The following is a 23001-nucleotide window of genomic DNA, read 5'->3' as shown; positions in this document are numbered from 1 at the left end:
CGGTTACTTCGTCTCGATCAGCTCGACCTTGTAGCCGTCCGGGTCCTCGATGAAGGCGATCACGGTGGTGCCGTGCTTCATCGGGCCGGGCGGGCGCGGAATTTTGACGCCTTCCTTGGCGAGCTGCTCGCAGGTGGCGTAGATGTCTGGAACGCCCAGCGCGATGTGGCCATAGGCGGTGCCGATGGCGTAGGGCTCGGCCTGGTCCCAGTTGTGGGTCAGCTCCAGGACGGCGGTGTCCTTCTCATCGCCATAGCCGACGAAGGCCAGCGTGAAGCGGCCGCCCTCATAATCGTTGCGGCGCAGCAGCTTCATGCCGAGCAGGCGGGTGTAGAAGTCCAGCGACTTCTCCAGATCATAGACCCGGAGCATCGTGTGCAGCAGGCGGAATTGGCTCATGGTCTCTTCTCCCAAGCGGGTTCTTGCGCTCTTGTCTTATCCGGCCTCGTCTTATGCGGCTGGCCGGCAGAAACCTCCAGCACGACCTGGGCAGCGCGCTCGCTGGGCGGCGTTCCGCCCTGCCCCAGCCAGTGCGCCACCTCCATCACCCCGTCGATCTGCGCCGCGCGGGCGGCCGGATCGTCGAGCAGACGCCCCAGTTCGGACGCCAATCGGTCGGGGCGGCAGTCCTCCTGAAGCAGTTCCGGCACCAGCATGCGGTCGAGCATCAGATTGACCAGATTGACGTATTTGACCCGGATCAGCCGCCGGTACAAGGCCACCGTCACCGGATTGAGGCGGTAGGCGATCACCGTCGGCAGGCGCGCCAACGCCAGTTCCAGCGCCACCGTCCCGGACGCCGCCAGCGCGGCTTCCGCCGCGGCGAAGGCATCGTATTTCGGGCCGTCGCCCTCGACGAGGATGGTGGGCATCGGCCAGCCCGCCACCTCCGCCGCCACGCGGTCACGCACCGTCGCCACGGTCGGCACCACGGCGACCAGTTCCGGATGAGACGGCAGCAAGCGCTCAAGCGTGGCGCGGAAGTCGGGGAGGAGGCGGGACACCTCCCCCTTCCGGCTTCCCGGCAGGACGGCGACGATCCGCGCATCCGGTGCCAGCCCGTGGGTCTCCCGGAAGCGCTGCGCGTCGCCATGCCCGGCGCCGCTCTCCACCACCGAATGGCCGACGAAGGTGCAGGGAAGCCCTTCCTTCTCGAAATAGGGCGGCTCGAAGGGCAGGATAGCCAGCAGATGATCATAGATCGCCGCGTACTTGGCGGCGCGCTTCGGCTTCCAGGCCCAGACGGTGGGCGCCACATAGTGGATGAGCGGAATCTCCGGCGCCTGTGCCTTGACCCGCTTGGACACCCGCACCGTGAAGCCCGGCGAATCGATGCCCACCACCGCGTCGGGCCGCAGCCGCAGGATGTCCGCGACCGTCTGGTCGATGCGGCGCAGCAGGTTCGGCAGATGGGGCAGCAGTTCGAACACGCCGAACAGGGTCAGTTCGCCCATCGGGAACAGGCTCTCCAGCCCCTCCGCGACCATCTTCTCGCCACCGATGCCGGCGAAGCGCACCCGCCCGCCGGTCAGCCGCTTGCAGGCGGCCATCAGCCGCGCGCCCAGCGCGTCGCCGGAGGGCTCCCCGGCGATCAGGAAAATCAGCGGATCGCTCACGACCGGGCCTCCGACGCAACGGTGATGCCGACGACGAAGAGACCCAGCCGGTCGGCAGCCTCGGCCACCGCGGCGCGGTCCACCAGCAGGCTGCCGCCCGCCTCGACGGCAATGCCGCGCAGACCGGCGCGGGCGGCGTTCTCCACGGTCGTCACCCCCATGGTGGGCAGGTCAAGGCGGCGGTCCTGCTGCGGCTTCTTCACCTTGACCAGCACGCCGCCCGCGCCGGGCCGCGCCAGCCCGGCGCAGCGGGCCAGCATGGCGTCGGTGCCCTCGATGGCCTCGACGGCGAGCACGATCCCCTGCTGCACCACGGCGCCCTGTCCGACGTCCAGAGCGCCGAGTGTGCGGGCGACCTCGACCGCGCGGGCGATGTCGCGCTCCGCCTCGCCGTCCGGACGCAGCCGGCCCACCGGCCCAGCCGGGGTCAGAAGCTCGCCCAGGAGTTCGTGCAGACCGACCACGCGGAACCCCTCCCCTTCGAGTTCGCGCGCGACGGAGCGCAGCAACCCATCGTCGCCGAGCGCGCGGGTGCCGACCTTGGCGAGGAACTTGGTGGTGTACCAGTCGGGAAGAAGCTCGGTGAATGACGGCCGGCGCACCGGTCCGGCGAAGACCAGCTCCCCGACCTTTTCCTTCTTCAACCGGTCGATGATGCTGCCGGCGGCGCCGAAGCGGCTCCACAGATGAGGAAGGCCCACGACGGTGGCGGGGTCGGTGTGGCCGTCGAAGGCGACGACGAAGACCTCGCGCCCCTGGCCGCGCACCGCGGCGGCGATGCGGGCCGGCAACGTGCCGCCGCCCGCCAGTATGCCGAGCTTGGGAAGAGGCTGCGACATGGCCGGGACTCTCCCACGGAACAGAACAAGGAAACGGAGCCCGGACGGCTCCTCAGCCCTCGCGCGGCTGGCAGAGCGACCGCGAGGCCCGTGCGAAGGTCAGAACGTCGGCGACCAGCGCCTGCTGCCCCAGGTCGCGCCCGACCTCCTCCATGCGCTCGGCGAAGGTGCCCTCGTTGCCGAACAGCAAGCGATAGGCGGCGCGCAGGGCGTGAATCTCGTCCTTCTGGAAGCCGCGACGCTCCAGCCCGACGAGGTTCAGGCCGGCCAGACGCGCCCGGTCGCCCATGACGAGGCCGTAGGGGATCACGTCCTTCTCCACGCCGGACATGCCGCCGATCATGGCGTGCGAGCCGATGCGGACGAACTGGCGAACCGCCGACAGCCCGCCGATGGTCACGAAATCGCCCAGTTCCACATGGCCGGCCAGCGTGGCGTTGTTCGCCAGGACCGCGTTGTTGCCGACGACGCAGTCGTGGGCGATGTGGACGCCGACCATGAACAGGCCGTTGTCGCCGATCCGCGTGACCATGCCGCCGCCCTCGGTGCCGGGGCTCATGGTGACATGCTCACGGATCTGGTTGTTGCGCCCGATGATCAGTTCGGACGGCTCACCCTTGAACTTCAGGTCCTGCGGGCGGTGGCCGATGGACGCGAACGGATAGACCACCGAGTCCTCGCCGACGCGCGTACGGCCCTCGACCACCACGTGGGAGGTCAGCCGCACGCGGTCGCCCAGTTGGACATCCGGCCCGACCACGCAAAAGGGACCGATGAAAACGCCTTCGCCCAGCCTGGCGGCCGGATCGACGACCGCCGTCGGGTGAATGGAAACGCTCATTTCTCGTCCAGGATCATGGCGGAATAGACGGCTTCGGCGACCAGGACACCGTTGACCTTGGCCTCGCCCTTGAACTTCCACACGTTGGCGCGCTGGCGCTGCTTGGTTACGTGGATGTGGATGGTGTCGCCGGGCGTGACCGGGCGGCGGAAACGCGCCTCGTCCACGGTCATGAAATAGACCAGCTTGCCCTCGGACTCCTTGCCCAGCGTGGCGACCACCAGCACGGCGGAGGTCTGCGCCATCGCCTCGATGATCATCACGCCCGGCATCACCGGTCGCGACGGGAAGTGCCCCTGAAAGAACGGCTCGTTGATGGTGACGTTCTTCACGCCGGTGGCGCTTTCGCCCAGAGTGATGTCGATCACCCGGTCGATCATCAGAATCGGATAGCGATGCGGGATCATTTCCATGATCCGCATGATGTCGAGGTCGGCTATCTTCTTGTTGTCCGCCGTCACATCCATGGTCCGGCCGCCCGCCTTTCAAAATCCACGAGAACGCCCCGCGCCGCGCCTGCGGCGGCCCAGGACGAAGCCCCTTGTGCCCCATTTCCGGGGATTTGGCAATCCCGACGCCGACGGCATTCCGGCTCCCCCCTTTGCGCAAACAAAAAGCCGCCACGCCTCCCTGCGGAAGCGTGGCGGCTCGTTCCGACGCGCCTTACTGCTTGGGAACGGTCAGCGCGACCTGGGGCAGCTTCTTGTTCACCCGCTCCAGCACGACGTCGGTGACGTCGAGCTGGGTGTCGACCAGGACGAACTGCTGGCGGGCGAGGACCAGGTTGGCCCCTCGCTCGCGCGCGACGTCGGCCACGATCTCCACCATGTTCTTGTGGACGACGGCCATCGCCTCGTTCAGAGCGTTTTCCAGGGCGCGCTTGCGGCTCTGCACCGTCTTCTGGACCTCGCCGACCTGCTTCTCGAAGTCGCGGCGCTTGTTGGCCAGCGCGTCCGGAGCCAGCACGGTCTGCTGCTTGCGCAGTTCCTCCTCGGACTTGCGCAGCTTGTCCTCCAGCGAGGCAATTTCCTTCTGGTAGGTCTCGCGCAGCGATTCGAAGGACTTCGAGACGCCCTTGGAGGCGTTCGACTCCTGCATGATCTTCTGCACGTCGACCACGGCGATGACCGGCGCCTTGAGGTTGTCGGTCGGCTTGTCCTGGGCGAAGGACGGCGTCGCCATCGCGACGCCCGCCAACACCGCACCGGCGGCGACCAGCGCCCTGAGCTTGCTGAACTGCATGTTAGAACCTGGTTCCAAAGCTGAAGCGGAAGATCTCTTTCTTGTCGTAATCTTCCTTGAGAATCGGGACCGCAAAGTCAAGGCGGATCGGCCCGAAGGGCGAGCGCCAGGACAAGCCGGTGCCGACCGACAGGCGGACCGATTCGTCGTCGGGGACGAGCGGATCGTTGATGTCGACCTTGCCCAGCGTGCCGACGTCGGTGAAGGCATGGCCCTTCAGCCCGAATTCCTCGGGCAGGCCGACCGGGAAGCTCATTTCGACCGACCCGCGGTAATAGCGGGTGCCGCCCAAGGCGTCGCCGGTGCGCAGGTCGCGCGGGCCGATGCCGGCGGTGTTGAAACCACGCAGCGTGTCACCGCCGATGAAGAAGCGATCGGACAGGGCAATGCCGTCGTCACCGATGCCGACAATGTAGCCGACCTCGCCGGTGGCGCTGACGACCCAGCTGTCGTCGAACAGCGGCAGGTAATAGCCAGCGCCGAGACGGTTGCGCAGGAAGCGGGCGTCGCCACCCAGACCCGCGAGATCGTTCGTCAACCGGATGTAATAGCCTTCGGTCGGGTTCAGGCGGCTGTTACGGCGGTCGTAGGTCAACTCCTGCCCGATCAGCGAGGTCAGGCGCGAACCCTTCTGGTCCTGAATGTACCGGGAGGCCGAGCTGGGAACGCTGGTGATGTCGGTGTTCTGGAGCTGGTAGTAGACGCGCTGGCGCAGGTTCTCCGTCAGCGGATAGCCCATGCGCAGGGCCATGCCGGTGCTCTTCTCGTCGAAGGAGCTTTCGTCCTGGTAATCGCGGGTGATGCGGAACAGGTCGAAACCGGCGGACAGGTCACGGTCCAGGAAATAAGGCTCCGTGAAGGAGACGTCGTATTCCTGGCGGCTGCCCGACACGGTGGCGCCGAAGCGCAGATCCTGGCCGCGGCCCAGCAGGTTGCGCTCACGGATCGAGAAGTCGGCCAGCGGACCGTCCGAGGTCGAGTAGCCGGCGCCGATGGAGATTTCACCGGTGGACTGCTCAGTCACCTCGACGTTCATTACGGTGCGGTCGGGGGCCGAGCCTTCCGCAGTGGTGATGTTGACGCGCTCGAAATAGCCCAGGTCCTTGATGCGCTGCTCGGAGCGGCGCAGCTTGGTCGTGCTGAACGGGTCGCCTTCGGACAGCAGCATCTCGCGCCGGACCACCTTGTCCAGCGTGCGGACGTTGCCGGTCACGTCGATGCGCTCCACAAAGACGCGCGGCCCCTCGACGATGTCGTAGACGATGTCGATGGTCTGGTTCTCGCGGTTGCGCGAGATGCGCGGGCGGACGTCCACGAAGGCGTATTGCAGGTCACCAACGGCGTTGGACAGCTTGGTGATGGTGTTCTCCACCTCCTGCGCGTTGTACCAGTCGCCCTCGCGCGTGCTCAGCACGCTGCGCAGCTGCTCCGGGTCCAACGCCTTCAGGGAGGTGCTGATGTCCATCTTGCCGAACTTGTAGCGCTCGCCCTCGTCCACCGTGAAGGTGATGACGAAGTCCTCGCGGTCAGGCGTCAGCTCCGCCACGGCGGAGACGACGCGGAAGTCGGCGTAGCCTTCCTTGAGGTAGTAGCGGCGCAGCAGGTCGCGGTCGTAGTTCAGGCGGTCCGGATCGTAGTTGTCGTCCGACGTCATGAAGCGCCACCAGGCGCTTTCCCGCGTCTGGATCGCCTCGCGCAGCGTCCCGTCGGAGAACTTCTCATTGCCGATGAAGGTGATGCTGCGCACGCCGGTGCGCACACCCTCGTTGATCTCGAACACCAGATCGACGCGGTTCTGGTCGAGCTGTATGATCTTCGGCTCGACCGTCGCGGCGAAGCGGCCCTGGCGGCGGTAGATGTCCAGGATGCGCTGCACGTCGCTCTGGACACGCGTGCGGGTGTAGACGACGCGGGGACGGAGCTGGATTTCCTTCTCCAGGTTCTCCTTCTCGATGCGCCGGTTCCCCTCGAAGGCGATGCGGTTGATGATCGGGTTTTCCGCCACCTGCACCACCAGCGCATCGCCGTCGCGCTTCAGCACGACGTCGGCGAACAGGCCCGTGTTGAACAGGGCCTTCAGCGACTGGTCGATGCGGTCGGGATCGAAGGGATCGCCGGGCGCCACCGCGAGGTAGGAGCGGACCGTCGTCGGCTCGATGCGCTGAACGCCTTCCACCCGGATGTCCCGGATGGTGCCGCCCGAGAACATCTGCGCCACCAGCGTCCCATCGCCGAACGCGGCGGATTTCGCCGCGCCCGGTTTGGGCGCGCCCGCCTGGGCCCAGGCTGCGTGGGAAAGGGCAAGAGAAACCGTCGTCATGGCGCAACCGGCCATCAGGCCGAACGCCAGAACCCTGCTCGACACCCGCAAAGCTCGCTCCCTGGCTTTGGGGGCATCCCTCAGGAAATGAGCCCCCTAAAGAAATCCACCACGCGAAGCTGAACGAGATCGTTCCACGTGGCGAAAACCATGAGCGTTAATACCAAAGCAAGCCCGATGCGGAAACCGTATTCTTGCGCTTTAGGTCCGAGAGGACGCCCACGGAGTCCTTCAAGGGCGTAGAACATCAGATGGCCGCCGTCAAGCAGCGGAACCGGAAACAAATTGATCATGCCGAGGTTCACGGACAGGAAGGTCATGAACCAGATCAGCGGATACCAGCCGGATTGCGCGACCTCGCCGGACATCTGGGCGATGCGCAGCGGTCCGCCCAGCTCCTCGGTGCCGCGCGAACCCTCGATCATCTGTCCCAGCGCCACGAAGGTGCCGGAGACCATGCCGACGACCTCCCGTCCCGCCTGCCACAGCGCGGTCAGCGGGTCGTGGCGCTTCGTCTCCGCTCCGCCGCGCATGATGCCGAGTTGGCCGATGCGGTGGGTGTTGCCGAGTCGGTCGGTGACCTCGCGCACGTCCGGAGTCGCTGTCAGGTTGACCGAACGCCCGTCGCGCTGCACAACCATCTCCAGCGGCGCTCCCGGCTGCATGGAGACGATCTGCCGGATTTCCTCGAATCGCTGAATGCCGCTGCCGTTGATCGAGACGATCAGGTCGCCGGGCTGCAGCCCGGCGCGCTCCGCGGCGCTGCCCGGCTGCACGCCGCCGACGTCCGGCGGGGTGAAGGACTGGCCGGCGGTGGCGAAGAGGATGGTCAGGGCGACGATGGCGAACAGGAAATTCGCGATGGGTCCCGCCGCCACGATGGCCGCCCGCTGGCCGAGCCGCTTGTGGTGGAAGGAGACCTCCTGCTCCTCGGCGCTCATGCTCTGCGTGTGGGCGCCGGGCGTGCTCGCCGGGTCGGCGTCGCCGAACATCTTCACATAACCGCCGAGAGGGATGGCGCTGAACTTCCAGCGCGTTCCGGAGCGGTCGGTCCAGCCGAACAGCTCAGGCCCGAAACCGATGGAGAAGACCTCGATCCGCACGCCGTTGCGGCGCGCCACGAGGTAGTGACCGAGTTCGTGCACAAACACGAGCACGGTGAGGACCAGCAGAAAAGACAGAAGCGTGGTCCCGAAGCCGCCCATGACGTCCATCACATCCTTTGCATCCCGGAGCGGTTCCTTCGCGGCCCGCGCCCGGAAAAAGACTCAGCGTGCCAGGGCCGCGACCCGGTCGGCCGCCACGCGGCGCGCCTCGGCGTCGGTGTCGCGCACCGCGCCAAGGTCGCGGAGCGGCCGGTGCGGCAGCGTGCCCAACACCCCCTCGACGATCCGTTCGATGTCGAGAAAGCCGATCCGGCGGTCGAGAAACGACTGCACGGCCACCTCGTTGGCGGCACTGAGAATAGTAGGAGCGGCCCCACCGCTTTGCAAGGCGGCCCGGGCGAGCCTCAGGGCCGGGAATCGCTCGGGGTCCGGCGCCTCGAAGGTCAAGGTTGCGGCCTTGACGAGGTCCAGCCGTTCGGCGGGCGTCGGGATGCGCGCCGGCCAGCCGAGCGCGTAGGCGATCGGCGTGCGCATGTCCGGCGTGCCGAGCTGCGCCAGGACCGAGCCGTCCACATACTCGACGAGCGAATGCACGACCGATTGGGGGTGGACCAGGACGTCAATCTTCTCTTCGGGAACGCCGAAGAGGAAATGCGCCTCGATGATCTCCAGCCCCTTGTTCATCATGGTGGCGCTGTCGATGGAGATCTTGGCGCCCATCTCCCAGGTCGGGTGGGCGACCGCCTGCTCGCGCGTCGCCGCCGCCATGAAAGCCCGGTCCCTGGTGCGGAAGGGGCCGCCGGAGGCCGTCAGGATCAGGCGCTGGACGCTGTCCAGCCGGTCGAAGTCGAAGACCTGGTAGATCGCCGAATGCTCGCTGTCCACCGGCAGCAGGTTGGCGCCGTGGCGGCGCACCTCCTCCATCATCAGGGCGCCGGCGCAGACCAGCACCTCCTTGTTGGCGAAGGCGACGCAGGCGCCGCGGCGCACGGCGGCCAGCGTGGGCTCCAGCCCAGCGGCACCGACGATGGCGGCCATCACCCAGTCGGACGGACGCTCGGCGGCCTCGGCCACCGCCTGGGGGCCGGCGGCGGCCTCCACGCCGGTGCCGGCCAGCGCCTCCTTGAGGTCGGCGTAGGCGGCGGGGTCGGCGACCACGGCCAGCTTCGGGCGGAGTTGCCGCGCCTGCTCGGCGAGGAGGGCGACGTTGCGGTTGGCGGTCAGCGCCTCCACCGGGAAGCGCTCCGGATCGCGGGCGACGAGGTCCACCGTCTGCGTGCCGACCGATCCGGTCGAACCGAAGATCGTCACGCGGCGCGGCGCGCTCCCCGCCTCTTCAGCCTTCACAACCATGACCCCGTCACCACCATGCGATTGCCGTGCCGATGGTCGCGTGGAACAGGGCCAGCACCGGGGCCGCGGCGAGCAGCCCGTCGATGCGGTCCAGGATTCCGCCGTGACCAGGAATGAGATGGCCGCTGTCCTTCACGTTGTAACGGCGCTTGACCGCGGATTCGAAGAGGTCGCCCGCTTGCGCCACCACAGCCAGAACGGCGCCCACCGCAAGAGCCAGCAACGGCCGTTGCGCGCCGGCCGCCAGAGCCACCCCCCACCCCACCAGGGCGGAGGAGGCCATGCCGCCGATCAGACCGGCCCATGTCTTCTTCGGGCTGATGCGCGGGGCCAGCTTCGGCCCGCCGATGGTGCGTCCGGCGGCGTAGGCGCCGATGTCGGTCGCCCAGACGCCGAGCATGGTGAAGAGGAACAGGGCGAGGCCGGACTCCGGATCGTCGCGCAGCCACATCAGACCGGCCAGACCGGCCACGATGTAGAGGACGCCGCCTCCGGACAGACCGCGATCCGGCCCGCCCGAGGCCAGCGCGACACCGGCGGTGGCCAGGATGGCGATGACGACGGCCGCCCACGGCCCGGCGGCGATTTGCGCGGCCAGGGCCAGCAGGACGCCGGCCACCGATAACGCGATGGCAGCAGCCTTGCGGCGGCAGGGAACGAGGTTGCTCCACTCCACGGCGGAGGCCACGGCGCCGAGCGCGATCAGGGCGTGGAAAATCCAGCCGCCGGCCCAGACCGCGGCCAGGACAAGCGGAGCCAGAACGAGCGCCGAGATGGCGCGCGTCTTCAGGTCTCCGGATTTAACGGGTGCCGGTGGTTGCGCCGAAGCGACGTTCCCGTCGGTGGAACTCTTCAATCGCCGCCTCCAGGTCACGCTTGGAAAAGTCAGGCCAGAGCGTGTCCACAAAGACCAGCTCGGCATACGCCGCCTGCCACAGCAGAAAGTTGCTGATGCGCTTCTCGCCGCTGGTGCGGACGATCAGGTCGGGGTCCGGGATGTCGGCGGTGAACAGGCGTTCGGACAGCCGGTCCTCGGTGATGTCCGCAGGATCGAGCGTCCCCGCCTTCACCTCTTCGGCCAAGCGCCGAGCCGCCAGCGTGATCTCCTGGCGGGAGCCGTAGCTCAACGCCACCACGAGGGTCAGCCTGCGGTTGTCGCGGGTCAGATTCTCGGCGTTCTCGATCAGGCCGACAATGTCCTTGGACAAGCGGGCCCGGTCGCCGATGACGCGCAGGCGCACGCCGTTTCGGTGGAGGTCGGCAATCTCGCTGCGCAGGTAGAAGCGCAGGAGCTGCATGAGGTCGGACACCTCCTCCTCCGGCCGACGCCAGTTCTCGGACGAGAAGCTGAAGATCGTCAGATAGCCGATCCCCAGGTCGCCCGCGGCTTCGACCGTCCGGCGGACGGCGTCCACGCCCTTTTTATGGCCGGCGGTGCGGGGCAGCCCTCTGGACTTCGCCCAACGCCCGTTGCCGTCCATGATCACGGCCACGTGCGCGGGCGGGCGCAGGGGGCGGCTGTCTTCCGCGTCGCGCATGCCGTCAGACCTGCATGATGTCCTTTTCTTTCGCCGCAAGCGCATCGTCGACCAGCTTGATGTACTGGTCGGTGAGCGCCTGGACCTTCTCGCCGAGCCCCTTGTGCTCGTCCTGCGAGATGTCTCCGGCCTTCTCGGCCTTCTTCAGGCCGTCCATGCCGTCGCGGCGCACGTTGCGCACGGCGACGCGGGCCTGCTCGGCGTACTTGTGGGCGACCTTGGCCAGCTCCTTGCGGCGCTCCTGCGTCAGGTCGGGCAGCGGCACACGGATCGACTGGCCTTCCGTCTGCGGGTTCAGGCCGAGGCCCGAATCGCGGATGCCCTTCTCCACGGCCTTGACCATGCCGCGGTCCCACACCTGCACGACGATCAGGCGCGGCTCCGGCACGCTGACGGTGCCGACCTCCTTGAGGTGCATCCTGGCGCCGTAAGCCTCAATGGTGACGGGCTCAAGCAGGCTGGCGGAGGCGCGGCCGGTGCGCAGACCGCTCAACTCCTTGCGAAACGCCTCAAGCGCTCCTTCCATGCGGCGCTTGAGATCCGATGCATCGGGCGCAGCCACGGGCTCACTCCGTTTCTTCGTTGATGATCGTAAATTTGCCCCGGCCCTGCATCACTTCGGCGAAGGCACCGGGTGTGTGGATCGAGAACACGAGTATGGGGATGTGGCTTTCACGCGCCAGGGAGATCGCGGAAGCGTCCATCACCTGCAGATCGTTCGCCAGGACTTCGAGATAGTTCAGGCGCTCGTAACGCTCGGCGTCCTTCACCTTCTTCGGGTCGGCGGTGTAGACGCCGTCCACCTGCGTGCCCTTCAGCAGGGCATCGCAGCCCATCTCCGACGCGCGCAGAGCGGCGGCGGTGTCGGTGGTGAAGAAGGGGTTGCCGGTGCCGGCGGCGAAGATCACCACGCGGCCTTTCTCCATGTGCCGGATGGCGCGGCGCCGGATGTACGGCTCGCACACAGACGACATGGGAATGGCCGACTGCACGCGGGTCGCGACACCCATCCGCTCCAGAGCGCTCTGCATCGACAGGGCGTTCATCACGGTGGCGAGCATCCCGATGTAGTCGGCGGAAGCGCGCTCCATGCCGCTCGCCGCACCCTTCACGCCGCGGAAGATGTTGCCCCCGCCGATGACCAGGCTGACCTGGACGCCCAGCTGGATCACCGCCTTCACCTCATTGGCGACGCGGTTGACCACCTCCGGGTCGAGGCCGTAGTCGCGCTGACCCATCAACGCCTCGCCCGACACCTTCAGCAGGACTCGTTTGAAGCGGATGCCGTCAGCCGGCTCGGTGGTCCCGGTGGTCTGGGCCATGGGGGGCTTTCTCCCGGTTGGTGTGAAGAGTGCGTGCGGCGGGTCGCCGGGTCCTTACTTCTGGCCGGCGGCGGCGGCGACTTCGGCGGCGAAATCGCTCTCCGCCTTCTCGATGCCCTCGCCCAGCGCGAAGCGGACGAAGCCCGTCACCTTGACCGGGGCGCCGACGTCCTTGGCGGCGTTCTCAACCACCTTGCGGACCTTGGTCTCGCCGTCGATCACGTAGGTCTGCTCCAGCAGCACCACTTCCTCGTAGTACTTGCGGATGCGGCCTTCGAGCATCTTCTCGACGATGTTCTCCGGCTTGCCCGAGGCGCGGGCCTGGTCGGCGAGCACGTTGCGCTCACGCTCCAGGGCGGAGGTGTCGACGTCGGCGATGTCCAGGGCGTCCGGACGGGCGGCGGCGATGTGCATGGCGATCTGCTTGCCCAGATCGTTCAGCTTGGCGGCGTCGCCGGTCGACTCCAGGGCGACCAGAACGCCGATCTTGCCGAGGCCCGGCGCGATGGCCGAGTGAACGTAGGACACGACAACGCCCGCCGGGACCGACAGCTTGGCCGAGCGGCGGATGTTCATGTTCTCGCCGATGGTGGCGATCAGGTTGGTCAGCTCTTCCTGGACCGTGCGGCCGGCGTCCGGATAGGCGGTGCCCTTCAGGCCCTCGACGTCGCCCGAACCGGACAGGACCAGCTCGGCGGCCTTCAGGGAGAAGGCCTGGAACTTGTCGTTGCGCGCGACGAAGTCGGTCTCGGCGTTCACCTCGACGACGGCGCCCGCGGTGCCGGCGGTGGCGACGGCGACCAGACCCTCGGCGGCGACGCGGCCGGACTTCTTGGCGGCGGCGGCGAGGCCCTTCTTGCGCAGCCAGTCAACGGCGCCCTCGAGGTCGCCCTGGGTCTCGGCCAGCGCCTTCTTGCAGTCCATCATGCCCGCGCCGGTCTTCTCGCGCAGTTCCTTGACGAGCGCGGCGGTAATCTCGGCCATGGTTTCGCCCTCTTCCTTCCGAACAGATCCAAGCGGATCGGGTTGATCCAAACAACTCATAAAAAAGGCAGCCGGGCCATAGGTCATAAGGCCCGGCTGCCCCGTATCACCGGGATCAGGCCTGGGCTTGCTCAGCCGGCGCGGCCTCTTCCGCTTCGGCTTCCGGCAGCTGCTCGGCCGGAGCCTCCTCGCTGGAGCCGACGTCGATGCCGGCGGCGCTCATCTCGGCCTGCAGACCGTCGAGCACGGCGCCGTTCACCAGCTCGCAGTACAGGTCGATGGCGCGCAGGGCGTCGTCGTTGCCCGGGATCGGGAAGGCCACGCCGTCCGGATCGGAGTTGCTGTCGATCACCGCGATGACCGGGATGCCGAGCTTGTTGGCTTCCTTGACCGCGATCGACTCCTTGTTGGTGTCGATGATGAAGAGGACGTCCGGCAGGCCGCCCATCTCCTTGATGCCGCCCAGCGCGCGCTCCAGCTTGTCGCGCTCACGGGTCAGCTCGAGGATTTCGCGCTTGGTCAGGCCCGAGGTGTCGCCGCCCAGGCGCTCTTCCATCTCGCGCAGGCGCTTGATCGACTGGGAGATGGTCTTCCAGTTGGTCAGCATGCCGCCGAGCCAGCGGTGGTTGACGTAGTACTGGCCGCACTTCGACGCGGCCTCGGCCACCTTCTCCTGGGCCTGGCGCTTGGTGCCGACGAACAGGACGCGGCCGCCGCCGGCGACGACGTCACGGACGGCCTGCAGGGCGCGGTGCAGCGCCGGGACGGTCTGCTCCAGGTCGATGATGTGCACACCGTTGCGCACGCCGAAGATGTACGTGCCCATCTTCGGGTTCCAGCGGCGGGTGTGGTGACCGAAGTGGACGCCGGCTTCGAGCAGCTGGCGCATGGTGAAAGACGGAATAGCCATTTGGAAAAGTCCTTTTCCGGTTGCTCCGCCGCGGGCACTGTCCGTTTGACAGGACACCGGATCGGGCCATCGGGGTAAAGCCGAGGGACCGCCAGCCCGCGTGAGGTTTTGACGACGGCGCTTACATAGCCCGCCGGAACCGCTTTGGCAACACCGGTTTGGCAATTCGGTCGGGAGCGCGATCCTGTTTTTTCAGCGGCTAACCGCGATCTTGAGCGCTGTGCCAAAGCCGCAGGATCGAAACGGTTTCGTCCTCGCCGATGTCGTAGACGATGACATAGGGACGGACGACGACCAGTTCTCGCGTACCCTCGACCAAGCCCCGGCGACCGCGTCGCGGAAAAACCTGCAGGCTATCTCCCGCCAGAACCAACTCCTGGGCCAAGCGCCGCGCGGCGATCGGATTTTCCTGCGAGATGTATTGCAAAATGCGGACGAGATCAGCACGCGCTGCCGCTCGCCAGACGACCGTCACAGGTCGCGAGTTTCCGGTGGCTCCGCACCGAACTCACCCTCGGCCATCCGCAACAGCCATTCCCGCATCTGCTCGTGCGGCACGCCGCGCCGGTCTGCGCGCGCCTTTGCCACCGCAGCCTTCAGGGCGTCGGATTCCGCGGCTTCATCGTCGATCTGGCGGGCGAGGTTCGGCATGGCTTGAATATGACATCCCGGCACGGCCTTTTCCAGCTGTGCACCCGATTACAGCTCCACCACCTCCACCACGCCCGGCACCGCCTTCAGCGCGGCGCGGCTCTGGTTGGTGATGTTGAAGGAACCGGGAAGCTGGATCTCCACCTCCTTCAACGGGTCGATCTCCACCAGCAGGTGGATCTTTCCCTTGCCGCGGGCCAGCCGCTCCAGCATGCCGCGGATGCTCTCCACCGGACCGCCGTCGCGCACCACCACCTTCAAACCGTCGGAGACCTGGGCGACGGCGTCCTCCAGCGGCTTCACCTCCTGGCAGGTCAGACGGATGTCCTCGCCGTTCATCTGGACGTCCACGGTCATCAGGACCGGGCGTCCGGCCTCCAACAGGTCGCGGTTGGTCGCCAGCACCTCGGAGAAGACCGTCACCTCATAGCCGCCGCTGCCGTCGGACAGTTCCACGAAGGCGAAACGGTTGCCCGACTTCGCCGTCTTCTCCTTGCGGCTGACCACGATGCCGGCGACGCTGCGCCGGGTCGAGCCGCCGCCGGTCACTGCCGTGGCGAGGTCCGCCGAGCGCACCACACGCATGCGGGCCAGCGGACCGGCGAAGGCGTCCAGCGGGTGGGCGGACAGGTAGAAGCCGATGGCGCCGAACTCGTGTTTCAGCTTCTCCAGCGGCTCCCACTCCTTGACCTTGGGCAGGTCCGGCTCCTTCAGGCCTCCGCCAGCGCCGCCGAACAGGTTGCCGATGCCGCTGTCGCGCTCGGCCGCCTCGGCCTGGGCGTAGCGGATCAGCGTCTCCAGCGCCGCGTGCACCTGGGCGCGGTTCGGGTTGATGCCGTCGAAGGCGCCGGCGCAGGTCAGGTTTTCGAGCTGGCGCTTGTTGATGGTCTTCAGGTCGAGGCGGCGGGCGAAGTCGAACAGGCTCCTGTAGGGGCCGTTCTTCCGCCGCTCCTCCACCACCGCCTTCATGGCCGGCAGGCCGACGCCCTTCACCGCGGCCAGCGCGTAGCGCACCGCCTTGGTGCCGTCGGGCAGCGCCTCCACCCCGAAGATGCTGTCGGACTTGTTGATGTCCGGAGTCAGCAGCTTGATCTTCAGCCGCACCAGCTCCTGCCGGAAGACGTTCAGCTTGTCGGTGTTGCCGAGGTCGAGCGTCATCGACGCCGCCATGAACTCCACCGGGTGGTTCGCCTTCAGATAGGCGGTGTGGTAGGCGACCAGGGCATAGGCGGCGGCGTGGCTCTTGTTAAAGCCGTAGCCGGCGAACTTGGCCACCTGATCGAAGATCATGCTGGCCTGATCGGGGTCCACGCCCTTGCCCTTGGCGCCGACGACGAACTTGTCGCGCTCCTTGTCCATCTCCTCCTTGATCTTCTTGCCCATGGCGCGGCGCAGAAGATCGGCGCCGCCCAGCGAATAGCCGGACAGCACCTGGGCGATCTGCATGACCTGCTCCTGGTAGATCATGATCCCGAAGGTCTCCTTCAGGATCGGCTCCAGGGCCGGATTCATGTAGTCGGGCTGCTCTTCCCCGTTCTTCACCTTGATGTATTTGGGGATGTTGTCCATCGGGCCGGGGCGGTAGAGCGACACCAGCGCGATGATGTCCTCCAGCCGGTTCGGCTTCAGCCGGCGCAGCACGTCGCGCATGCCCGAGCTTTCCAACTGGAACACGCCGGTCGATTCGGCGCGCCCCAGGATCTCGTAGCTTCGCGGGTCGTCCAGCGTGACGGTGGTCAGGTCCGGCTTCTCAGGGATCAGGTCCACCGCCGTCTTCAGCACGGTCAGCGTCTTCAGGCCGAGGAAGTCGAACTTCACCAGACCGGCCTGCTCGACGAACTTCATGTTGAACTGGGTGACCGGCATGTCGGAGCGCGGGTCTCGGTACAGCGGCACCAGATCGTGCAGCGGCCGGTCGGCGATCACCACGCCCGCCGCGTGGGTCGAGGCGTGGCGGTACAAACCCTCCAGCTTCAGCGCGATGTTGACGAGGCGCGCCACCGTCTCGTCGCCGTCGCGGGCCTGGCGCAGCATCTCCTCGCTGTCGAGCGCCTGCTGGAGCGTCACCGGGTTGGCCGGGTTGTTCGGCACCAGCTTGCAGATCTTGTCCACCTGCCCGTAGGGCATCTGCAGCACGCGCCCGACGTCGCGCAGAACGGCGCGGGCCTGGAGCTTACCGAAGGTGATGATCTGGGCGACGCGGTCGTAGCCGTACTTGTCCTGGACGTAGCGGATCACCTCTTCGCGGCGGTCCTGGCAGAAGTCCACGTCGAAGTCGGGCATCGACACGCGTTCGGGATTCAGGAAGCGCTCGAACAGCAGGCCGAAGCGCAGCGGGTCCAGATCGGTGATGGTCAGCGCCCAGGCAACGACCGAGCCGGCGCCCGAACCGCGGCCCGGACCCACCGGGATGTCGTGCGTCTTCGCCCACTTGATGAAGTCCGACACGATCAGGAAGTAGCCGGGGAACTTCATCGACACGATGACGTCCAGCTCGAACTCCAGCCGCTCGAAATAGGTCTTGCGGGTCTCCGCGCGCTGCTCCGGCGTCATGTCGGGCGTGTAGACGACGCTGTTCAGCCGCATCTCCAGACCCTCGCGGGACTGGGCGCGCAGCTCCTCCCCCTCGTCGCGGCCGCCCTCGCAGGGGAAGGGCGGCAGGATCGGCTTGATCGGCTTCAGCAGGAAGGAGCAGCGCCGGGCGATGGCGACCGTGTTGTCCACCGCCTCCGGCAGGTCCTTGAACAGGTCCCGCATCTCCTCGGCCGACTTGAAGCGGTGGTCGGGGGTCAGGCGGCGGCGCTCGGTCTGACCGATGTAGGCACCCTCGGCGATGCAGAGCAGCGCGTCGTGCGCCTCGTACATGTCTTCGGTCGCGAAATAGCAATCGTTGGTGGCGACCAGCGGCAGGTCGTGGGCGTAGGCGAGGTCGATCAGCGCCGGCTCGATGGCGTCCTCGATCACCGCGAAATGGTCGCGGTGGCGCTGAAGCTCGACATAGAGCCGGCCGGGGAACAGCCGCTTCAGCCGCTCCAGCACGTCGAGCGCCAGATCCTTCTGCCCCTCGCCCAGCAGCCGCCCGACCGAGCCGCCGGGACCGCCGGTCAGCGCGATCAGCCCGGCGGAATGGCCCTCCAGCGCGTCCAGCGGGATCTGCGGCCCGGCCATCGGATCCGATTCCAGGAAGGCCTTGGACACCAGCTTCATCAGGTTCCGGTAGCCCTCGTCGGTCTGGCAGAGCAGGACGAGTTGGTCGGGGACCGACGCCGCCTTGCCCGGCAGGCCCGGCTTGCCGTTGGCGGGTCCGACTCGGGTGATGCCCAGGACCGTGCCGATGATCGGCTGCACACCCGAATCCGCGGCGGCCAGCGCGAACTCCAGCGCGCCGAACAGGTTGCCGGTGTCGGTCACGGCGACCGCCGGCATCCCCTTCTTCTGGCAGAGCTTGACCAGCTCCTTCACCTTGATGGCGCCCTCGGACAGGGAATAGGCGGAGTGGACGCGCAGGTGGATGAAGTCGGCGTGGGGCATGGCGGAGATGGGCACCGGTTCCAGCGAAGGGGGACGTCTCCCCTAGTCGTCGCGCATCCGGCCCCGCACTGCAAGGGACCAAGCGCGGGCCCGGCCATGCGGCGATGCGCCAACCCTGTCGAGGGTAAGGGAAGATTCCCCGATCATGCGTGTTCGTGCTATCGAAAGAGGCAGAGCCACGATCCGAGAATGACCCGTTCCATGCGCCGCATCCGCTCCAGCGCCGTCCTGGCGGTGCTGGCGGCCACGCTCCTCACGGCTTGCCAGACCACCGGCGCCCCCGCACCGTCCGCGGAGCAGACCCACCGGCCGCCGCCGACCGTTACGCCCGCCTCCCCCCTGTCCGACGCGCCGGGGCGCGTCGTCGCGCAGAACAAGGGCTGGGTCGTGCGGGCGCATCCGGCGACCAAGACCGGCTCGGCCTATTGCTACGCCACGCGGGCGGACGACTCCTCCCCCCTCTCCTTCCGGGCGACGGCGAAGGGGGCGGCCATGCTGGTCAACGCCGACCAGCACGCCCAGGCCGGCAAGGACACGGAAAGCCGCCTGACCGCCATCTTCCCCGACGGCGAGACCATGGCGCTGGAGGCCAGCCCCCTGCCCGACGGCGGCGTGGTGGTGCCGGTCGAGTTGCCGAAGTACGAGGACCTGTTCGAGCCCTTCATGCGGTCGCGCGCGGTGACGCTGCAGCGGGACGGCGGCGGGACGGAGATCGGCGACGTCAATCTCGGCGGCTCCTCCTGGGCGCTGGCCGCGCTGGACGAGTGCCGCATCCTTCACACGGAGAAGTAAAGCACAGCGAGCGATCCCACCCTCCTTGCGTGCTGTTGCGCCGCGTTGACCGCCGCGCCTTGCGGGTCTAGCCTCGGCCCCATGCGCACCGCCCACATCGCTCTGGCCCTTGCCGTCGCGGCAATCTGGGGCTTCAACTTCGTCGCCATCAAGGTCGGCCTCGCGGATTTCCCGCCGATCCTGTTCTGCGCCCTGCGCTTCGCGCTGGCGGCTCTGCCGCTTCTCGTGCTGGGGGTTCGCGGCGGTCCGCCGGTGCCCTGGCGTTTCATCCTGGGCATCGGGATGGTGCTGGGGGTGGTGAAGTTCTCGCTGCTGTTCGTCGGGATGGACATCGGCATGCCGGCGGGACTGTCCTCGCTGGTGCTGCAGTCGCAGGCCTTCTTCACCGCCCTGTTCGCCGCGCTGGTGCTGGGGGAGCGGCCCGGTCCGAAGCAGGTGCTGGGCATGGCGGTGGCCTTCGCCGGGATCGGCCTGATCGCGCTGGAGATGCCGGCGGGCGATTCGCTCCTCGGGCTGGGGCTGGTCGTGGCCGCCGCGGCCACCTGGGGCGTGGCGAACCTGCTGATGAAGCAGGCCAGGGCGCCGGACCTGTTCCGCATGATGCTGTGGGTCAGCGTGGTGCCGCCGATCCCGTTGCTGCTGCTGTCGCTGGGGTTGGAGGGGCCGGACCGGGCGTGGCAGGCCCTGACCCATCTGACGCCGCTGGGCGTCGGGGCGGTGGCTTACATCGCCTTCGGGGCGACGCTGTTCGGCTTTGCCGCCTGGGGCTTCCTGCTGCGCCATTACCCGGCGAGCCTGGTGGCGCCCTTCTCGCTGCTGGTGCCGGTCTTCGGCATGAGTTCAAGCGCGCTGGTCCTGGGGGAGAGCTTCACCCCGCTGAAGATGGCCGGCGCGCTTCTGGTGCTTGCCGGGCTGGCGGTGGCCGTGCTGAAGCTGCCCTCTGCACGGCCCGCCACCCATCGGCCCTGACAAAGGCCTGATCGCTCAGGTCAGGTTCTTCTTGAGGAACTCCACGGACCGGCCCCAGGCGAGGTCCGCCGCCTCCTTGTTGTAGCGCTCCGCCGACGTGTCGTTGTGGAAGGCGTGATTCACGTTGTCGTACATGAAGAGTTCGTAGGACTTGCCGCCCTTTTTCAGGGCCTCCTCGTAGGCCGGCACCTTGGCGTTCACATTGTTGTCCAGCCCAGCATAGTGGAGCTGGAGCGGCGCCTTGATCGTGGTGACCAGCGCCGGGTCGGGCGCCGGGCCGTAGAAGACGACGCCTGCCTTGAGGTCCGGCGCCTTGATGGCCAGCCGGTTTGTCATGCCACCGCCCCAGCAGAAGCCGATGGCCCCCACCTTGGCGTTGGAGTAGCGGTAGGCCATCAGGTCGCTCATCGACGCGATCAGGTTGTTCACCGTCTTGTCGGGGTCGAGCTGGCCGATCATCTCGCGGGCACGGTCGGGGTCCTGCGGGGTGCCGCCCAGCGGGGACAGCAGATCCGGGGCCATGGCGACGAAGCCGGCCACCGCCAGCCGCCGCGTCACGTCCTCGATGTAGGGGTTCAGGCCACGGTTCTCGTGGATCACCACCACCGAGGGCGCCTGCTCCGCCAGCTTCGGGCGGGCCCGGTAGGCCTGAACGTCGCCGGTCGCCCCCTGGAAGGTGACGCGGTCCGTGGCGATTCGGCTGTCGTCCTCCGGAATCTCGGCGGCCAGGGCGTAGTTCGGCTCGATCTGGGAGAGGATCGCCGGAATGGCCGCCGCGCTGCCCGCCAGCACCGCCAGCCGCTCCAGGAAGACGCGGCGCGGCAGCGGCCTGTGGGTGTACTCGTCGTACAGGTCGATGATTTTCTGGTCCATCCCTCACCCTTCCGATCGGTTTTGACCTTAAGCCTGAGCTGGCCAAGCCTGTGCCGGAGTGTGGGGTGCGGAACCGGGACTGACAACTCCCCGAGGATCAGTTTTTAGTGATCAGGCCGGGTTGGACCGATGCTCAACCAAAAGCCCGTCGCTCATTTCCAGCACCCGATCCATGCGGTTCGCAAGCTCCAGGTTGTGGGTGGCGATCAGCGCGCCGACCCGCGCCTGCCGCACGATGGCGGTCAGCATGGCGAACACCCCCTCCGCCGTGTGCGGGTCGAGGTTGCCCGTGGGTTCGTCGGCGATCAGCAGGCCCGGCCCGTTGGCCAGCGCGCGGGCGATGGCGACCCGCTGCTGCTCGCCACCCGACAGGCGGGCTGGACGATGGCCGGCGCGCGGCTCCAGCCCGACCATCCGGAGCAGCTCCAGGGCGCGCTCGCGGGCGGTGCGCTTGGCGACGCCGTTGATCATCTGCGGCAGCACGATGTTCTCCAGCGCGGAGAATTCCGGGAGCAGGTGATGGAACTGGTAGACGAAGCCGACCGAGCGGCGGCGCACCTCCGTCCGCCTCCCGTCGTCCAGGGCGGACACGTCGGTCCCGGCGATCCGCACAGTGCCCGCCGTCGGCCGCTCCAGCAAGCCGGCGATGTGCAGCAGGGTCGATTTGCCGGCGCCCGACGGGCCGACCAGCGCGACCAGCTCGCCCGCATGGACGGTCAGCTCCGCCCCGCGCAGCACATGAAGCTCCGTCCCCGCCTGCTCGAAGGTGCGGACGATCCCCGACAGTTCCAGCATCGGCTCACTCATAGCGCAGGGCCTCCACCGGATCGAGGCGTGCCGCCCGCCAGGACGGGTAGACGGTGGCGGCGAAGGACAGGCCCAGCGCCATGAAGGTGACCTGGATCACCTCCGACCAGTCGATCTTCGCCGGCAATTGCGACAGGAAATAGATCTCGGCGTTGAACAGGTTGGTGCCGGTCAGTGCCTGGATGCCCTGGCGTATCGTCTCGATGTTCAGCGCGAAGGACACGCCCAGGGCCACCCCCACCAGCGTCCCCGCCACCCCCACCGAGGCACCGGACAGGAAGAAGATGCGCATGATCATGCCGCGGGTGGCGCCCATGGTGCGCAGGATGGCGATGTCGCGTCCCTTGTCCTTCACCAGCATGATCAGGCTGGAGATGATGTTGAAGGCGGCCACCGTGATGATCAGCGACAGGATCAGGAACATCACGTTGCGCTCGACCTGGAGCGCCGTGAAGAAGCTGGCGTTGGACTGCTGCCAGTCGACCACCCGCCCCACCCCGGCCACCGCCGACTGGATGGCGTCGCGTGCCGCGCGGATCTGGGTCGGATCGCTGACGAAGACCTCCAGCGAGGTCACCGCCTCGCCCGTGCGGAAGAAGGCCTGGGCCTCCGGCAGAGGCAGGAAGATGAAGCTGTTGTCGTATTCGAACATGCCGACGTCGAACACGGCGCCGATGGTGAAGCTGCGCATCCGCGGCACGGTGCCGAAGGCGGTGACGTTGCCCTGCGGCGCGATCAGGGTCATCTGGTCGCCGACTGCCAGCCCCAGCCGCTGCGCCATGCGGATGCCGATGGCGATGTTGTCCTCTCCGAAGGCCTCCACCGTGCCGCGCACGATGTTGCGCGACAGCGTCGGCCGCACCCGGAAATCCTCCGGCCGCACGCCGCGCACCACCGCGCCGGAAGCGACGCCGCGCACCGAGACCAGCGCCTGGCCCTCCACCGTCGGCGTCACCCCGACCACGCCGGGCACGCCCTGGAGGCGCTGCACCAGCGGGTCGTAATCGGGCAGCGGGCCGCCGCGGACGCTGTAGACGTTCAGGTGGCCGTTCAGGCCGAGCACGCGGCCCAGAAGCTCCGCCCGGAAGCCATTCATCACCGACATCACGATGATCAGCGTCGCCACGCCGAGCGCGATGCCCAGCAGCGAGAATCCCGCGATGACCGAGATGAACCCTTCCTGGCGGCGCGCCCGCAGATAGCGCATCGCGACCATGCGTTCGAAGGCGGAGAAGATCATGCGGCTCCCGATGAGCGAAGGGCGGGCGACGGAGGCCCGGCAAAAGCAAAGGCGGCGGACCGCAACC

23 protein-coding genes are annotated in these 23001 nt (G+C 67.6%); 2 read left to right on the top strand and 21 right to left on the bottom strand.

What is annotated here, in order from left to right; genetic code table 11:
* Positions 1-3 precede the first annotated feature (3 nt).
* The 18 genes from gloA to dnaE all read right to left on the bottom strand — a co-directional run bounded on the left by gloA (position 4) and on the right by dnaE (position 18253).
* Entirely contained in the window at positions 4-399 is a 396-nt protein-coding gene (gene gloA / locus ACWPXE_RS12990) for a lactoylglutathione lyase (RefSeq protein ID WP_014240164.1), read from the bottom strand.
* Positions 396-1616 carry a lipid-A-disaccharide synthase gene (lpxB, locus tag ACWPXE_RS12985; protein ID WP_454018191.1) on the bottom strand — a complete coding sequence of 407 codons (1221 nt, stop codon included), beginning with the start codon at positions 1614-1616 and terminating at the stop codon, positions 396-398. Before lpxB ends, gloA begins: the two co-directional genes overlap by 4 nt.
* Entirely contained in the window at positions 1613-2455 is an 843-nt protein-coding gene (locus ACWPXE_RS12980; RefSeq protein ID WP_454018190.1) for an LpxI family protein, read from the bottom strand. Before ACWPXE_RS12980 ends, lpxB begins: the two co-directional genes overlap by 4 nt.
* Positions 2456-2507: 52 nt before the next feature.
* Complete coding sequence (gene lpxA / locus ACWPXE_RS12975; RefSeq protein ID WP_454018189.1) at positions 2508-3296, bottom strand: acyl-ACP--UDP-N-acetylglucosamine O-acyltransferase; 789 nt, start codon at positions 3294-3296, stop codon at positions 2508-2510.
* Complete coding sequence (gene fabZ / locus ACWPXE_RS12970; RefSeq protein WP_035673111.1) at positions 3293-3763, bottom strand: 3-hydroxyacyl-ACP dehydratase FabZ; 471 nt, start codon at positions 3761-3763, stop codon at positions 3293-3295. Before fabZ ends, lpxA begins: the two co-directional genes overlap by 4 nt.
* Before the next feature lie 196 nt (positions 3764-3959).
* On the bottom strand, positions 3960-4538 hold the full coding sequence (locus tag ACWPXE_RS12965; RefSeq protein ID WP_014240159.1) for an OmpH family outer membrane protein: 579 nt from the start codon (positions 4536-4538) through the stop codon (positions 3960-3962).
* A 1-nt stretch (position 4539) separates the two neighbouring features.
* Positions 4540-6909: an outer membrane protein assembly factor BamA gene (gene bamA, locus ACWPXE_RS12960; RefSeq protein WP_454018188.1), complete on the bottom strand. Its 2370-nt coding sequence runs from the start codon at positions 6907-6909 to the stop codon at positions 4540-4542.
* A gap of 29 nt (positions 6910-6938) precedes the next feature.
* A complete protein-coding gene (gene rseP / locus ACWPXE_RS12955) occupies positions 6939-8072 on the bottom strand; it encodes an RIP metalloprotease RseP (RefSeq protein ID WP_454018770.1) in 1134 nt (377 codons plus the stop codon).
* A gap of 54 nt (positions 8073-8126) precedes the next feature.
* The gene (locus ACWPXE_RS12950) at positions 8127-9317 is read right to left on the bottom strand and encodes a 1-deoxy-D-xylulose-5-phosphate reductoisomerase (protein ID WP_454018187.1); all 1191 of its coding nucleotides are present in this window, start codon (positions 9315-9317) and stop codon (positions 8127-8129) included.
* Positions 9318-9324: 7 nt separating this feature from the next.
* On the bottom strand, positions 9325-10173 hold the full coding sequence (locus ACWPXE_RS12945) for a phosphatidate cytidylyltransferase (protein WP_454018186.1): 849 nt from the start codon (positions 10171-10173) through the stop codon (positions 9325-9327).
* Positions 10118-10855, bottom strand: a complete 738-nt coding sequence (locus ACWPXE_RS12940) for an isoprenyl transferase (protein ID WP_454018185.1) — start codon at positions 10853-10855, stop codon at positions 10118-10120. The genes ACWPXE_RS12945 and ACWPXE_RS12940 overlap by 56 nt, the downstream gene beginning before the upstream one ends.
* A gap of 4 nt (positions 10856-10859) precedes the next feature.
* Positions 10860-11417, bottom strand: a complete 558-nt coding sequence (gene frr, locus ACWPXE_RS12935; protein WP_014240153.1) for a ribosome recycling factor — start codon at positions 11415-11417, stop codon at positions 10860-10862.
* Positions 11418-11421: 4 nt separating this feature from the next.
* Complete coding sequence (gene pyrH, locus ACWPXE_RS12930; protein WP_454018184.1) at positions 11422-12177, bottom strand: UMP kinase; 756 nt, start codon at positions 12175-12177, stop codon at positions 11422-11424.
* Between the two features lie 54 nt (positions 12178-12231).
* Complete coding sequence (gene tsf, locus ACWPXE_RS12925) at positions 12232-13161, bottom strand: translation elongation factor Ts (protein ID WP_183180758.1); 930 nt, start codon at positions 13159-13161, stop codon at positions 12232-12234.
* Positions 13162-13276: 115 nt separating this feature from the next.
* Positions 13277-14071 carry a 30S ribosomal protein S2 gene (gene rpsB / locus ACWPXE_RS12920; RefSeq protein WP_145678218.1) on the bottom strand — a complete coding sequence of 265 codons (795 nt, stop codon included), beginning with the start codon at positions 14069-14071 and terminating at the stop codon, positions 13277-13279.
* 199 nt (positions 14072-14270) lie between these two features.
* A complete protein-coding gene (locus ACWPXE_RS12915; RefSeq protein WP_454018183.1) occupies positions 14271-14546 on the bottom strand; it encodes a type II toxin-antitoxin system RelE/ParE family toxin in 276 nt (91 codons plus the stop codon).
* Positions 14543-14722, bottom strand: a complete 180-nt coding sequence (locus tag ACWPXE_RS12910; RefSeq protein ID WP_454018182.1) for a hypothetical protein — start codon at positions 14720-14722, stop codon at positions 14543-14545. Before ACWPXE_RS12910 ends, ACWPXE_RS12915 begins: the two co-directional genes overlap by 4 nt.
* Positions 14723-14770: 48 nt before the next feature.
* Positions 14771-18253, bottom strand: a complete 3483-nt coding sequence (gene dnaE / locus ACWPXE_RS12905; protein WP_454018769.1) for a DNA polymerase III subunit alpha — start codon at positions 18251-18253, stop codon at positions 14771-14773.
* Positions 18254-18442: 189 nt separating this feature from the next.
* Here dnaE and ACWPXE_RS12900 point away from each other — a divergent pair, with 189 nt between their 5' ends.
* A complete protein-coding gene (locus ACWPXE_RS12900; protein WP_454018181.1) occupies positions 18443-19045 on the top strand; it encodes a hypothetical protein in 603 nt (200 codons plus the stop codon).
* 81 nt (positions 19046-19126) lie between these two features.
* Positions 19127-20014 (top strand): EamA family transporter, encoded by an 888-nt coding sequence (locus ACWPXE_RS12895; protein ID WP_454018180.1) that lies wholly within the window; start codon positions 19127-19129, stop codon positions 20012-20014.
* Between the two features lie 15 nt (positions 20015-20029).
* On the opposite strand, the gene ACWPXE_RS12890 is transcribed toward ACWPXE_RS12895, so the two are convergent.
* The 3 genes from ACWPXE_RS12890 to ACWPXE_RS12880 form a co-directional block, all read right to left on the bottom strand.
* Positions 20030-20887: a dienelactone hydrolase family protein gene (locus ACWPXE_RS12890; RefSeq protein ID WP_454018179.1), complete on the bottom strand. Its 858-nt coding sequence runs from the start codon at positions 20885-20887 to the stop codon at positions 20030-20032.
* Positions 20888-20998: 111 nt separating this feature from the next.
* A complete protein-coding gene (locus ACWPXE_RS12885; protein ID WP_454018178.1) occupies positions 20999-21694 on the bottom strand; it encodes an ABC transporter ATP-binding protein in 696 nt (231 codons plus the stop codon).
* Positions 21687-22934: a lipoprotein-releasing ABC transporter permease subunit gene (locus tag ACWPXE_RS12880; protein WP_454018177.1), complete on the bottom strand. Its 1248-nt coding sequence runs from the start codon at positions 22932-22934 to the stop codon at positions 21687-21689. The genes ACWPXE_RS12885 and ACWPXE_RS12880 overlap by 8 nt, the downstream gene beginning before the upstream one ends.
* Positions 22935-23001: the final 67 nt, after the last annotated feature.

The sequence above is a fragment of the Azospirillum sp. Marseille-Q6669 genome (assembly GCF_965111635.1).
Note: the sequence above shows the minus strand (reverse complement) of the source record. Positions and strands in the feature narration are given on the sequence as shown.